The organism is Paenibacillus sp. FSL R5-0486, from assembly GCF_037975155.1.
GTDB lineage: Bacteria > Bacillota > Bacilli > Paenibacillales > Paenibacillaceae > Paenibacillus > Paenibacillus amylolyticus.
Genome location: NZ_CP150237.1, coordinates 3,259,921 through 3,273,512, shown reverse-complemented (window position 1 = coordinate 3,273,512; position 13,592 = coordinate 3,259,921). Strand labels below are relative to the sequence as shown.

Genomic DNA, 13,592 nt, shown 5'->3' with positions numbered 1-13,592 from the left:
CCCTTTTAGATTCATATAATCGATAAAAGTAATCGCTTCCAATGAACAGAAATCGTTTTCGAAAATCATACCTGTATTATAAACTCGATTGACGCCCCTCGCATAGATCATTTACAAATAAAAAAGTCGCCAATGCTGGCGACATCTTATGGATAGATATCCTGTATCCTGAACAATTTTAAAATATGGTGGGAACCATGCCCCCGTCCATCCGGATGGGAGAGCCTCTGAAGGCTGAAGCATATGGGCTACATACAAATGCAGCGAGTCTGCCTATTTCACTTGGCTTGATGAATCGCTGTAATTCGGACTGTGGCAGATTACTCTTCATAAAGTCTTTCTCTTTTTCCTCAAAAGTCAGTGCCTCATCAGGGTATATGCCCTCAATGATTTCTTGTACGTTTTCGGACAGTGTTGGACCTGGCAGGATCGTATTGATCGTAACCTCGGTTCCTGCTGTCAGTTTGGACAAACTTTTGGATAATGACAGCAGCATTGACTTGGTCATGCAATACTGAGGCATCTGGCCTGAAGGCATAAGGGCTTCTTCACTTGCAATGAAAATAATACGTCCGTCATTGTTCTTCACCATTTTAGGTAAATAAAATTGGGACAAGCCATTGGCAGCAAGCACATTAGTACGGAAATATTTCTCCCACACTTCATCATTTATGTCTTCATAACTCATGATTTCATATATCCCCATGTTATTGATTAATATATCAACTTCAGGAAATTTCTCGAATAAAGCTTGGCGTTGCGCCAGATCCACAAGATCAGCGGTAGCCTTTTGCGGAGAGGTCTCCGGAAAAGTGGACTTGATTTCACGAACGGTTTGTTCCACCTCTTCATCATTACGTCCATTAATCAGAACATGAACACCTTCTCGAGCGAGTGCTATAGCAATCGCTTTGCCGATCCCTTTTGTCGATCCTGTAACTAAGGCTGTTTTCTCTTTTAGTCCCATATCCATCCTGCATTTCTCCTTCATGATTACAACTATCCGGCAGCTACTTCTTGAACATTGCCAACAGCTTCATACACCGGATAGATATAATATTACGCAGTCTGAGGGGCCTAGTAACTAGCACTTTGCGCCAGAGTTATTGCCTTACACGCCAATTTGAAGGTGTATCCCCTTCCCAGGTCTTGAAAGCACGATAGAATGAATTCTGATCTTCATATCCAACCAGAAATGCCACTTCTTTGATATCAAGTGAAGGATCTGCAAGGTACGCTCGAGCCTGCTCACGTCTGGCCTCGGTTAATAATTGCTTGAAGTTTGTGTTCTCCTCCGTCAGTCGCCGCTGCAAAGTACGATCACTCATGCGAAGCTCTTTGGCGACCGTCTGGATGTCAGGGCGCTTTCCTGTGAGGCTGCGTTTCATAATCCATTTGACCACTTCAGTAATCGAACGATTGCTCTCTTGTTCGTCCAGCGACCGATCCAGTGCCGGGGTCAGAATCTCCAGTAACTCCTCGTTATACGATAGAAATGGAAGACTCAGATCTTTCCGTTCTAGCGTCAGCCGATTATGGTTAGAATTCGTATCAACTCGGCAGCCGAAGTAAGCCTCAAGGGTGGCTACGTCACCCATCGGTTGGGAGAACTCAACCCTTTTGGCAGTCAAAGGTTGTCCTGTGCCACTCCGTCCAAGTTCGATCAGAAATGCCAGCGTAATACCGACCAGTAATGGCGGACCTGGTTGCTCCTTATGTAACCATCCTAGTTCAATGATACATTCCTCTCCTGCTTCGGTAATCTGCAAACTCTCGGGAGGACACATTTGCTTGTAACGCACCATGCGATTCAACGCATCACGATAATCACGAGCATGGTACATCGCCAGAACAGGTGGAGGATACTTCGATATTTCATATCCGGTTGCAAGTTTGATGATGCCCTCGGCGGTGTCCCCATTGAGATCAGAGTAGGCCTGCCAGATTGCGAAGTATTGAGATTGGGTCACTACAGGTTTATTTATTGTCTCAAGAGATAGTTGTGCTGTACGAGCGATGTCATCAGCACCAATCCCTAATTGATGTAATCCAGCCCAAAAGCCTGGATGAACTTTAATCCGATCATTCGGTTGAGGTTGCATGTATACAGACTCCTTTAACTTGTTCCATTTTTATTCTGATTTCTAATTATAGAATGGATGTACCTATTTTTGAAACTTACCTCAGCGAGCCATTTCCGGGTAATACGAAAACACGACTAACCATGAATGGTCAGTCGTGTTCAAGTCAATCATTCAGAATATTATGAAAGAATGCACATTTTGTATGTTCAGCTACTCATTCAACGCAGTTTTGATCAGGGCATTCACCCGCGAGTTAAACAGCAGACCGATATGGGATACGAGGGAAACCGAAACGTTGTTCGCCCCGTTCAACCGGGAAAGTACCGGGGACACAATCGTGTCACTGGTGGAATAGATCGAGGTCACCTTTATTCCACTCGGAGCTGTCGTTGTGGTCAATCGATTAGCCCCGCCAAGGGTAATCAACTTATCCACTTTGGAAGCGCCTCCACGGTTAAGTATGTAATAGAGACTATTAGCTCCACCCATGCTATGAGCTATAATATTGACTTTTGTATGACCCGTTTGGCGCAGAACATCATCTACGAATCGACTAATTGCTGCGGAGTTCAACAGCTGGTTTCCTTGTTTGCTAGGAAGGTCAATCGCGAATAATTCGTCTCTTGTCCACCCTTGACTACGCAAATAACTCTCAATTGCTGTAAAATTGCTATCTGAACCGGTCAATCCATGTACCAATACAATGGGTGTACGTGCCGTAGCTGCAGAAGCCTTTGAACTCGATCCTATTCCAGTTATTGATAAGGCAAGGATCATACTCATGAATACAACAAGCATTAATTTGGTCTTTTTCACTTCATTACCCTCCTGTAAAATGTTTTATATTCCATATATTACAATCTAACATATGGAATATAAATGAATCTTTAGTCTCATTTTTACAGGGATGTCTAAAGTATACTACAAATAACATCATTACATTTTATTAAACTCTAGTTCTCTACTTCTTACCCTTCAACGATATCTGCACGTAGATCTGTTGCAATCTCAATCATTTTGGGTACAATAGCTTCGTTAGAAATAGCTACATACAGATCCCCCATGTACAAACGAAAAGCAATCTGTGCACCCTCAAGGTCCCACATAAAAAAGTCCCCCTCAATGGTCATGGTGCTCTCTGCTCCTACAATGTTAAGAACCGGTGAATAGGTAAAATCGGGTTGGGATTCGAAGTAGAGTTTGCACTCTTCCAGCGAGATGGATTGTTCGGCATTACTATCTTGCATGGATCGGGTAATTCGAAAACGCTGATTCATTGATTTGCCTCCAAAACTTTATTAATATATACATGTTGCACAGCATTATATTTTCTCATTTCCGTCTTCCACTGTCAAAACCATACATGATCGATTCTTCAAATTCATATATACTGAATACAGTGCACAACGAATTTCTACAATCAGGAGGAGTCAAATCAATATGTTAAAAACAGAATTCATTGATGTACTATCCCTTGTCTCACATAAATTATATGATTCGGCTGCTAATGTCATGGACACGGCAAGCAGGTTAATTCCTGCAAACACGTTTTGTATTGCCCAGTTGGATCATCTATCCACCAAGGTTCTGAACGTATATAATCGTGACAAACTCATTCTGGGTGAGGGGCTGGTCGTTGATAACGCCGAGTCATACTGTGCACTTGTGACTGAACATTCCCAAGGCCCGTTAGTAATCAATAATAATCTAACACATCCATTAACCAGACATATGGACGCAACCGAATTCGTAGGTGGGTGTTCATTTGTTGGTGTGCCTATACATAATGAGAACGGAGAAATCTACGGCTCCCTTTGCTCATTTGATCAGGATTTCTATTCCTATCAACAAAAGGACGTGGATCTGCTTCTCTCCTTGTCTTCCTTTTTCACGAGTCTTCTTGAGATGGAAACAACTCTGCAACAATTAAAACAGGCGGAAGAGACCGCTGCAAAAGTGCTTGAAGAAAAGAAAAATTTGCTGGCCGTTCTCAGCCATGAAATCCGGACGCCAATGAATGGTGTTCTTGCAATGGCCAATCTGTTGCAATCTACCAGGCTGAGTGAGGATCAATCGTTATATGTTAATGTCATTGAGTCAAGTGGCGCCAGCCTTCTGTCGATGATGGATCAGATTCTGGACTACTCCAAAGCAGAAGCTGGTGCGATCTCTCTGGAGATCAAGCCCTATAGTGTCACTGAAACAGTTGAACATGTATTACAATTATTCTCTTCTGAAGCACAGAAAAAAGGAATTAGGTTGTACGCAGAATATAATATTACTGATCATCTGATACTTATGGGCGATCAGCACAAAGTTCGTCAGATTCTAATCAATCTCGTTGGAAATGCACTTAAATTTACGGAAAAAGGGGAAGTATGCATCTCTACTGAGGTATCTGCTGATACAAAAGGTACTCTCCATGCATCCTACGAGATAAGAGATACGGGCATCGGTATCCCGCAGGATCGTCAGGATCTGTTGTTCAAATCCTATTCCCAGATTCATGGTAATTCAGGAAAGTATGGCGGAGCGGGGCTGGGCTTGTCCATCTGTAAACAACTCGCTGAATTAATGGGTGGCATTGTATGGCTTAAAGAGTCCAGTCCTATGGGCAGTCGGTTTGTCTTTAATATTTCCAGCGTTGCACCCTCCGTCCATGCGAAAATCTGAATGATGAATATATTATTCTATCTGAACGGATAGGAGGTATATACGTTGACACAATTTCTGGATGCAAGATCATCGCAAAATGCTGCGTTGTTTAATTCCATTTCCATACCGATTCCAGTGATTAACACACCTCAGTTATTTGCCCAGATTGGTCTGCAAACAGCTGGAGCGGGAACCAACCTGAGAGTCTCCCTAAAAGGAACTATAACGGTACAATTACCGCTTGCTCTATTTCAAGTGAGAATTATTATTGTAAGAGGCACTGTTGCAACCGATCCGATCGTTTACTCCGGAAACTACACGTATGGTCTGAACGGTCTGCTTAACCCTGAAGTGATTGTCTTCTCTGCTAGTGACTTTAACATTCCGATCGTACCACAATTAACCTACTCCGCATTTATCAGTACTAACCTGCTCGGAACGGTTCGGGTTGGCCCCGAGAGTTTCGACGGATTTGTCGTTTCCGATTAGCATGAATACCTCTACCCCCATACGCTTAATCTGTTTGTTCATAACGATTAAGGTATGGGGGTGTTCCATTTAATTTGAATTAATTTCCGAAATAAACATCCAGCTTACCCGTAGGTGGCGTTGTAGCCATCCACACCGCTGCCAGATTATCCGGACTAACTGTAGCCGCAGTAATATAGTCTCCAATCAGTACTGTGGGCATCGGAGAGTTGCCATTTGGATTAAAGGATGTAGTTGTGATACGTCGGTCGGTGAAACTGGCACCGCCATCAAAAGATTCTGCAACAAAAACGTCTAGCAGGAACCCGTCAATCCGATTGCTGTAATAAATAACCCGGATCGTCCCAGCAAAGGGTGATACGCTTATCGACGGGAAAAAATTCTGCGTACCCGGGGGCGCGCCTGTAATACTGATGGGATCTGACCACAGAAGGCCATCCGGAGATTCGCAGAGTAAAACATCGGTATATCCGGCACGTGCATCATTCCAAACGGCATACACAGTTCCACTGTTAGGTCCAACGGAAATATCTGCTCCCAGACTTAGGTTGGTCTGTACCCTAAAAGCGTAATTCGGTACAGGTAAAGGCGAAGGAGCTGGCACAACGGATGAGATGAACGTCGCCTGTCTCTCAAGAAGAGGCTGATAGGTGATTCCCCCATCGTATGAGATGCGCAATAGTGCAGAGGGACTAGCAGGACCCGTAATGATATATCCCGCATAGACTTGACCTGAGAATCCAACAGCCAGCGCGGCCCGATCATGTATTCCTCGGGGATTCGACTGTCGATCAGGCGGCTCCCAGGAGATCCCCTGCGAGAGCGACCTTTGCGTAAATATAGCGGAAGAAGTTGTAGCAAGCGGAGTATAACCGACATATGCATTGCCTCGATATGGGCTACCTGGAGAACGGTCTACGGCAATGAAAGGCTCATCATTATGAACAATGGTTCCGAAACCCGCCTGTACGATAACTGGTGGCTGCCACGTTAATCCATCATCAAATGAGGTATAACTTGCAATTGTCCCATCATTGATCCCGTTAAACAAGTGAACGGTAACGATGAAGGTATTGGGAAACGTATAGTCAATTGTTGGTGCTTCCGCTCCTGAATATCCTGCTGGTTGAGGAAGTACAGTGGTCGACCAGGTACTGCCTCCATCAATGGACCGATAGAAGCCAGTCAATGTTGGTCCTGTACTGGTATCCACAGCAACTACACACATGATACTCGGGTTCAGCGTATTAACTGCAATTGAGGGTTCAAATTGACTGCCTGCCAAAGCTCCAGTAATATTCACAACTACCATCTGCTCACCTCTTTTCGTTTAAGGGATATTTGTGAAACGGTCAATTAATGTCATCTCCGATTGAAGCACACGCTGAATGATCTGACCTGTTGAGTTAACACCGTATACATGAATGACCGTACTTGTAGCACTGAAATAATCACTTTGCACCTCGTAAAACGCCGCATTGATTAGTGGATAGATTAAGCTTCTCGTCGCTTGGGGAAGTAATTCAAAAAGATCATGACCAATAGGTATGCGCGCAGCTTGAGTGGTGTCCCATCTGAACACTTCCAGCTCAATATTGACAGGTACATTGAGGGAATCATTAATGCATGTCACTATGAGCTGAGTGGATTGGGTCTCACCCGAAGTTGGATTGTAAATAAAACCCGTAGAGTTTGGCAAAAAGCACACTCCTTCCGCGATGTATAGTAAAGTATATTACGATTCTTGCTGCCAATATGACTAAACTTCGACTCTTATATTGGAACGATATGAAAATTTTGTTATGCTACATATGCTAGATTACTAGATTACTTTTAAAGCAAGAATCTACTATTATGTACAAAGTTGGAGGAGACATACGATGCTTATTAAACGTGTAGGAAAAATCGCCGCGGTTACTGTAATTGCTCTCTCTATCCTTGGAAGTACCCCCAATATCGGTGGAGCCTATGTTGCCCCGGCCATCTCAGTTCAATTGGATGATGTTCCCCTGACATTTGATGCAGCTCCACGTATTGATAGAGGTGTCACTTACGTTCCGTTTCGGACAGTCGGTGAAGCCCTAGGTATTGATATTACCTGGAACAGCAAATCACAGACTGTAAAAGCGACGAACACTGTGAAAGGACAAACTACCGAGGTACTATTACAAGTTGGCAGCACCACAGCGACCGTAAATGGAAAAAAAGTTACACTCGCAGCAGCACCCGTTCAGCGGGAGGGCCGCGTACTTATTCCACTAAGTTCGTTCAGTAACCAATTCGGTGCACAAGTAAGCTGGAATCAAGCAACCAAGACGGTCTCCCTTGTCTCCCCACAACGCGAGATGCACCTGAGAGCCTTCTATGCATTGCAATCCTTTCAAGAAAAGGACCTTATTTCTTCCATGAATTCCGTAGCCTTTGGCTGGAGCCGCATTGATCGTGAAGGTCAGTTTACGCTCCAAGGAGAAGAGTACCGCCTCCCTGCTGCTGCGGGTGATATTACACCGCAGTCCATCGTTGCTGATGCAGCAGATCAACAGATCCAACCACAGCTCATGGTGTATGCCTTGGATGGAAACGGAGAACTGACCAAAGTTCTGAGCGACAAGAGCCTGCGGCAGAAATCGATTGAAGGTATAACTGCTACTGTCACAGAGCATGGTTTTGACGGAGTTGTTCTGGATTTTGAAGGACTGGGCTTTAAACTGGATGTAGTAGAACAACAGAAGCTGCTCAATGCTTACGTGAAACAATTAAAAAGTTCCTTGCCCCAGGAGACAGCCTTATCTCTGGCGGTACCACCGCTAAATAGTGCTTATAAAGGTTATGATTACAAGACACTTGCCTCTATTGCAGATGATCTTATCATTATGGCCTATCAGTATAATCCGGTTGGCACCAAATCTCAGGTACCTGAGCCAAATAGTCTTGTAGATCAGGCAATTCAATTAGCCATACAGGCCGGTGTCCCAAAGAGTAAACTTCTGCTCGGTATCAGTCTAAGCAGTGAAACGCCGTCCTCTGTTGATGATAAGCTGGGTCTCGCCAAACGTTATGACCTCAAAGGAGCCGCGTTCTGGCGTCTGGGTCTGTTCCGTTCCTACAATACGAAAATGGAAGATGCAGTGAATGCTTCTGTGATTAAAGAGTAAACATTCTGACTGGATGCAACTCACTACTCACTTAACTAAAAGAAGGACCTCGCCTCTGGTACGCAGAGACTTGGTCCTTCTTTTTCCCATCATCTTACTTTATAAATTTATCCACACTTCCAAATATAAGCTTCACAAACTGGGTAGGACCAGGCAAACGGGGCTGAAAGAGAAGAATGATCCCAAGCACTGCCGCCACAGCGGTAATTCCCGCGCTCACTATTCTGGCTCGCTTCTCTTTGCTGCTCTTCCACTCTCCATACACTATCGCAGTCGCCAGCATCAATATTCCAAGGATTGAGCCTAGTTTCATGCAATCACCTCTCTTCCAGGCTTGTACAGGAGCCGATTCTGTTCAACTTTCGTCCTCATTAGGTATCCCCTGTGGTCCTGTTGATTTTCCGGTACGTACTACATGTGCATCTACGTTGACTTCCACGTCCATATCAGGATAGATGGTTTCCCAGTTCTTCTCCTGCGCTTTCCATTGATGCGGGTAATATCTGCGGAATTCAACTGCGAATTTGAAGAAATCGGAGCGCAGCTCTTTCTGGGACATGTCTAAAGCATCATGAGCCAAAGATGTGAGTTTAGCCGACCATTCCTTTTCCAGTTTAGTTAATACAGCGGGATCCGTCAGATTTGCATCCGTCGTATTTAACACCACTTCTCCCCTGGTTTGGATGTCGACCTTCATACTCCACTGTTTGTTTACAATTCGCGGCTTCAAGGAGGTTTTATTTTCAATGAGTCTTATCGAAAAAGAACCCTTTAACGGCTCAAACTCAACGGGCATGATAATGCTGTTCAGTTCTTTTGCAAGTAGTAATACACCTACGCTTAGTGGTTCTTTGACCGTCTTGACATAACGATCCTTCTTATACATACTCAGACCTTTCACATATGGCGTAGTCGTCAGTTTATCCTGATCGGGCTCCGGGGGTAAGATTAACATGCGAGACAAAATGGCTGAACTGCTCGGACCTTCAATAGATTTAGCCAGTTCAAGCGCAGTAACACGTGTACCTAACTTCAGATTGGCCATCTCACGTAGCGATTCAGCAGAACTTCGCTCCAGTGGATCAAGTAACGCAAGGATATCTTTCGCAGCCTTTTCGCTGGAAAAGACATATGCATGCTCCCTGAACTGAGGGTAACGCAGGAAAAAATCGATATACTCGCGGATACCGCGTTTGCCGGCTTGCTCACTGATGATTATGACTTCGCAGTGGCCCCAGAACATATTCCGGGGAACTTTACGTTGTAACCGATTCAATGCCTCGGCAATTGTACGTCCTTCCGCTGTTCGAATCATTGTTACCCCGCTTGGACTGCCTCCACTCCCACTGCTATCTCCTGCACTCGCCTTCCGCGGAATGAAAATCTGTGAAGTCAATTGTACTTTGCCATCTTCATAATCTATCCCTGTAGCCAGCACGATAGCCAAATCGTTTATCTCGATACGATCCCAGCATCCACTTAAAAGCACACAACACAATATTGGCATTAGTAGTACTCTATATATTCGCAAGTGCTCCTCCCCCATCAATCAGGTGTTCGCTCGATTCTTCCGAAAATGTGCCCACCCTTTCTTCAGCCATGCGACACCGTAGATCATAGCCGGAAGGATTAATAAAATGCTGATCGTATACAAGTTGGCTGAAGCGCTAACCAAACTGGAAATACCGGATCCACCGGACACAACCCAGTAAGCAAATACCATGCACAGGAACGAAAGTGGCGCAACCACAGGTTTGTAGTCCCGCAAACCAAACCATTCCGCGGTTGATGTAGCAAAGATATATAAAAAAACGGAAATTTTAACGAAAATACCGAAAATCCAGATGGCAATAATAAGGGATTCGATATGTTGCAGAAAGTCCGCAATGGTTATGTATCTTGCTGCGATCATGACCGGAAATACAAATGTATCCGTCAAATCACCAATTAAAAACAGGCAAAACAGATTGGTAACTGTCATCGCAGTTGTTGTAAATACAAGGGAACCCAGCATGACCCGGGTTATTCTTTTTTTTTCATTCACATAAGGTAGCAGAAAAGCCAACACGATATATTCACTAAACCATGCAGCAGGTGCAGCAGCCCCCGTAATAATGGGAATTGGACCCTTCTCCATAAAAGGAAACAGCTCGGCAGGATTCAGTTCACCAATCAACAATATAAAGATCAAAGCCAGCAGAACGATCAGCAGGGTAACAAACACCTGAGCGGTTCGTCCGACAACTTCAATCCCAAGTCTGACATTAATCGCACATACAACAACCATCGTCCCCATCACAACAAACAAAGGTGTACGCGGAAGTGCATTATTGACAATGAATTCACCGTATTCCCGAATAATCAAGCCCGTCAGGTGGGGCAAAAAAGCGATATATATCAGACCGAATAACTTGCCTGGAATCCGACCAATAATCAATACGCTGGATTGAATGAGTGTTTTTCCAGGGTACAGACGATCAAGTCCAACGGAAATACCAATAGCAGCCAGTCCAACGATAGAACCTATAATCGGGGTCATCCACATGTCATGTCCTGCATAGTGCATTGTAATTCCAGGCACAGATAAGATAGCCGTCGCGAGAATGGCGGGAAAGACCATAAATGCCAATTGAGTCACCGATATTTTCCCTTTGTCAGTCAACATATGTAATCCCGCTCCCTTGTTTGCTCGAATGTAGATTGTTCTAGTGTGGTTTGTTCCTTGGGGATGGACGCCACCATACATCCTTAAGTTCCTTAGCCATCGTAGGTGCTACCGGTGAGAGATAAGGTGTTCCAAATGAACGAAGACTGCTTAGATGAATGACAACCAAGATGACTCCTAACATGACACCCGTGAGTCCCAGCGTTCCCGCCAGAAACATCATGGGAAACCGTAGTAGACGAGTCGCGATGCTGGCAGCATAGCGAGGGATCATGAAAGAAGCGATACCGGTAATCGCTACAATGATAATCATGGGGGCTGAGACAATTCCGGCACTCGTCGCCGCTTGCCCAATAATTAAGGCCCCCACAATACTGACCGCTGATCCGACCTGCTTGGGCAATCGGACGCCAGCCTCACGCAATGCTTCAAAGGCAATTTCCATAATAAGTGCTTCCACCAGGGCAGGAAAAGGGATCTCTTCTCTCGCCCGAGCAATACTGAGAAGTAATACGGTAGGAATCATCTCCTGATGAAACGTCGTAATCGCTACATAAGCCGATGGAAGCAGCATGGATAAAACAAAAAAAATGTATCGCAGCCAGCGTACAAAAACACTCATGAACACATTTTGATAATAATCTTCAGGGGATTGTAACATGGAAAAAATGGTTACTGGCGCGATAAGGGTAAACGGCGTTCCGTCAACGAGAATAGCAAACCGACCTTCCAGCAAGTTGGAAACAACGACATCCGGGCGCTCCGTCGCAATCATCTGTGGAAATGGTGAATATCGCTCATCGATAATCCCTTCTTCAATGTATTGACTCTCCAGTACGTCTTGGAGCTTTAAATCGGCAAGTCGTGTCTGCACTTCCTTAACAAGTTTGGGGTCAATAATCCCCTCCATGTATACAAGTGAAATACTGGTGTTTGTACGTTCTCCCATGTTACGTGTATGAATCTTCAATGCAGGTGTCTTGAGACGTTTGCGCAGTAAAGACATATTCATGGTCAACGACTCTGTGAACCCATCCCTTGCACCACGCACGGTCGATTCAGCTAACGGTTCCTCCGTTGAACGATTTGCAGCTTGGTATAGTGGGTATGTTGTTCCGCCTATTGAACCATCCAGTAGTAACAGAGCTTCTCCTTCAAATATGGCCTGTACTGCCTGAGTAGTCGTTTCAACTTGCTTAACAGAAGCTAGCGGAACATGCGCAGCTTTGATCCCCATTTCCTGAAGGGGCGTTAGTACCTGTCTCTCCAGCCGCTCCGTATCGCATACACCAACACAATATACGCATAACGCTGAAGTAAGACACGCCGTTTGGAATGTATGAAATACAACGTCCGAGCAACCCGCAAAAACGGAGCGTAACATTTCTTGATCAATAACAAGTTGTCCGGTTAATGGCAGGTCCTGTTGTGTTATTGCTGATGTGTCCATGACGCCTCCCCTTTCCGTAAACGCTCCGTCCAGATATTCTCAGTTAAAGGTATCCTTTACATATCAGATAGGATATATACGCAAAATATAGAATGCCAAAAAAGCCGCCCTCATGAGCGACTCTGATGATATAGAACGCTATTGCATTCCTATGAATTCGTTGATCTTGCTCTTTGAAATTCCCTATTTTCTATTGATCGCTATCCTTTCACAGCACCCAAAGCAACACTCCCAATAATCTGTTTGGAAAATATAGAGAATACAATGATAATAGGCAGGATTGAGATCGCTACACCCAAATACAAGAGTCCATAATCCATCCCATAGTACCCCTGCACTAGCGCAACCAATACCGGAAGTGGATATTTATCCAGGGAGAAAAATAGCACCAGCGGTGTTAGGAAATTATTCCATGATCCGATAAACGTGAATATGCCAAGGGCGGCGATTGCCGGCCCCAGAATAGGCAGTACAATCTGATTGAACGTCCGGAACTCACCGGCACTGTCCACCCGCGCAGATTCAATAATTTCATCCGGGATACTGCTCTCCATGAACTGTTTGATAAAAAATACATTAAACGCGTTAGCTGCAGCAGGCAAAATAATTGCGGCATAACTATCCAGAAGTCCCATCATGCTGAATAGTCGATATACGCCAATCAAAGCCAGTTGACCCGGTACCATCATGGTTGCTAACAAAAACAGGAACAATCCGTTTCGTCCTTTGAATTTAAATTTGGCAAATCCATACGCAGTTAAGGCCCCAATATACAGAGATAATACGGTCGATGTTCCGGCAATAAATATGCTGTTGGCAAACCCACGCCATATGTTGATTTTGGATACCATGTTCAGATAGTTATCAATCAAGAATGATCCGGGAAGAAATGTGAACGTTGAAGCAATCGTTGCATTGTTATGTGTGGAATAGATAAGCATCAGATAAAATGGAATAATGCAGAGCACGGCAAGACCTGTCAGCAACAGATAGATGATGATTTTACCTGCCGTCAGGCCCCTTGTATTGGCATATTGCTGAATCGCCGCATTTGGTTGTTCAACTGATTTTGCAGTTTGCATAAGAACTCCCCT

At 44.5% G+C, this 13,592-nt stretch carries 14 protein-coding genes; 3 read left to right on the top strand and 11 right to left on the bottom strand.

Annotated elements, in window-relative coordinates:
* Window positions 1-178: 178 nt before the first annotated feature.
* From MKY01_RS14680 to MKY01_RS14665, 4 genes are all read right to left on the bottom strand, one after another.
* Window positions 179-973 (bottom strand): SDR family NAD(P)-dependent oxidoreductase, encoded by a 795-nt coding sequence (locus MKY01_RS14680; protein ID WP_101313690.1) that lies wholly within the window; start codon window positions 971-973, stop codon window positions 179-181.
* A gap of 130 nt (window positions 974-1,103) precedes the next feature.
* A complete protein-coding gene (locus MKY01_RS14675; RefSeq protein ID WP_315371861.1) occupies window positions 1,104-2,102 on the bottom strand; it encodes a helix-turn-helix domain-containing protein in 999 nt (332 codons plus the stop codon).
* 192 nt (window positions 2,103-2,294) lie between these two features.
* A complete protein-coding gene (locus MKY01_RS14670; RefSeq protein ID WP_076318164.1) occupies window positions 2,295-2,882 on the bottom strand; it encodes an alpha/beta fold hydrolase in 588 nt (195 codons plus the stop codon).
* A 170-nt stretch (window positions 2,883-3,052) separates the two neighbouring features.
* Window positions 3,053-3,361: a hypothetical protein gene (locus MKY01_RS14665; protein WP_036608134.1), complete on the bottom strand. Its 309-nt coding sequence runs from the start codon at window positions 3,359-3,361 to the stop codon at window positions 3,053-3,055.
* Window positions 3,362-3,524: 163 nt separating this feature from the next.
* On the opposite strand from MKY01_RS14665, the gene MKY01_RS14660 reads away from it, so the two are divergent.
* Both MKY01_RS14660 and MKY01_RS14655 read left to right on the top strand, forming a co-directional pair.
* On the top strand, window positions 3,525-4,757 hold the full coding sequence (locus MKY01_RS14660) for an ATP-binding protein (protein ID WP_315371860.1): 1,233 nt from the start codon (window positions 3,525-3,527) through the stop codon (window positions 4,755-4,757).
* Between the two features lie 45 nt (window positions 4,758-4,802).
* Complete coding sequence (locus tag MKY01_RS14655; RefSeq protein WP_127548373.1) at window positions 4,803-5,228, top strand: hypothetical protein; 426 nt, start codon at window positions 4,803-4,805, stop codon at window positions 5,226-5,228.
* Between the two features lie 79 nt (window positions 5,229-5,307).
* On the opposite strand, the gene MKY01_RS14650 is transcribed toward MKY01_RS14655, so the two are convergent.
* Window positions 5,308-6,540, bottom strand: coding sequence for a sialidase family protein (locus MKY01_RS14650; RefSeq protein ID WP_174806460.1), 1,233 nt, complete (start codon window positions 6,538-6,540; stop codon window positions 5,308-5,310).
* 18 nt (window positions 6,541-6,558) lie between these two features.
* Window positions 6,559-6,927 (bottom strand): hypothetical protein, encoded by a 369-nt coding sequence (locus tag MKY01_RS14645; RefSeq protein ID WP_339286797.1) that lies wholly within the window; start codon window positions 6,925-6,927, stop codon window positions 6,559-6,561.
* Between the two features lie 181 nt (window positions 6,928-7,108).
* Between MKY01_RS14645 and MKY01_RS14640 the strand changes: the two genes are divergently transcribed.
* A complete protein-coding gene (locus MKY01_RS14640; RefSeq protein ID WP_339286795.1) occupies window positions 7,109-8,383 on the top strand; it encodes a stalk domain-containing protein in 1,275 nt (424 codons plus the stop codon).
* A gap of 94 nt (window positions 8,384-8,477) precedes the next feature.
* Here MKY01_RS14640 and MKY01_RS14635 read toward each other — a convergent pair whose 3' ends face one another.
* The 5 genes from MKY01_RS14635 to MKY01_RS14615 all read right to left on the bottom strand — a co-directional run bounded on the left by MKY01_RS14635 (window position 8,478) and on the right by MKY01_RS14615 (window position 13,580).
* Window positions 8,478-8,696, bottom strand: a complete 219-nt coding sequence (locus MKY01_RS14635; RefSeq protein WP_127548367.1) for a hypothetical protein — start codon at window positions 8,694-8,696, stop codon at window positions 8,478-8,480.
* Between the two features lie 42 nt (window positions 8,697-8,738).
* Window positions 8,739-9,914 carry a Ger(x)C family spore germination protein gene (locus MKY01_RS14630; protein ID WP_164783279.1) on the bottom strand — a complete coding sequence of 392 codons (1,176 nt, stop codon included), beginning with the start codon at window positions 9,912-9,914 and terminating at the stop codon, window positions 8,739-8,741.
* Between the two features lie 18 nt (window positions 9,915-9,932).
* Entirely contained in the window at window positions 9,933-11,048 is a 1,116-nt protein-coding gene (locus MKY01_RS14625; protein ID WP_339286793.1) for an endospore germination permease, read from the bottom strand.
* Window positions 11,049-11,088: 40 nt separating this feature from the next.
* Entirely contained in the window at window positions 11,089-12,498 is a 1,410-nt protein-coding gene (locus MKY01_RS14620) for a spore germination protein (RefSeq protein ID WP_127548361.1), read from the bottom strand.
* A gap of 200 nt (window positions 12,499-12,698) precedes the next feature.
* Entirely contained in the window at window positions 12,699-13,580 is an 882-nt protein-coding gene (locus tag MKY01_RS14615) for a carbohydrate ABC transporter permease (protein ID WP_081745887.1), read from the bottom strand.
* Window positions 13,581-13,592 lie beyond the last annotated feature (12 nt).

Excerpts from the sequence above, each read along its gene's own strand:
- MKY01_RS14625 (WP_339286793.1), bottom strand. The coding sequence starts at position 11,048 with ATGTTGACTGACAAAGGGAAAATATCGGTGACTCAATTGGCATTTATG.
- MKY01_RS14680 (WP_101313690.1), bottom strand. The coding sequence starts at position 973 with ATGGATATGGGACTAAAAGAGAAAACAGCCTTAGTTACAGGATCGACA.
- MKY01_RS14635 (WP_127548367.1), bottom strand. The coding sequence starts at position 8,696 with ATGAAACTAGGCTCAATCCTTGGAATATTGATGCTGGCGACTGCGATA.
- MKY01_RS14650 (WP_174806460.1), bottom strand. The coding sequence starts at position 6,540 with ATGGTAGTTGTGAATATTACTGGAGCTTTGGCAGGCAGTCAATTTGAA.
- MKY01_RS14615 (WP_081745887.1), bottom strand. The coding sequence starts at position 13,580 with ATGCAAACTGCAAAATCAGTTGAACAACCAAATGCGGCGATTCAGCAA.
- MKY01_RS14675 (WP_315371861.1), bottom strand. The coding sequence starts at position 2,102 with ATGCAACCTCAACCGAATGATCGGATTAAAGTTCATCCAGGCTTTTGG.
- MKY01_RS14620 (WP_127548361.1), bottom strand. The coding sequence starts at position 12,498 with ATGGACACATCAGCAATAACACAACAGGACCTGCCATTAACCGGACAA.
- MKY01_RS14660 (WP_315371860.1), top strand. The coding sequence starts at position 3,525 with ATGTTAAAAACAGAATTCATTGATGTACTATCCCTTGTCTCACATAAA.
- MKY01_RS14665 (WP_036608134.1), bottom strand. The coding sequence starts at position 3,361 with ATGAATCAGCGTTTTCGAATTACCCGATCCATGCAAGATAGTAATGCC.
- MKY01_RS14670 (WP_076318164.1), bottom strand. The coding sequence starts at position 2,882 with ATGCTTGTTGTATTCATGAGTATGATCCTTGCCTTATCAATAACTGGA.
- MKY01_RS14640 (WP_339286795.1), top strand. The coding sequence starts at position 7,109 with ATGCTTATTAAACGTGTAGGAAAAATCGCCGCGGTTACTGTAATTGCT.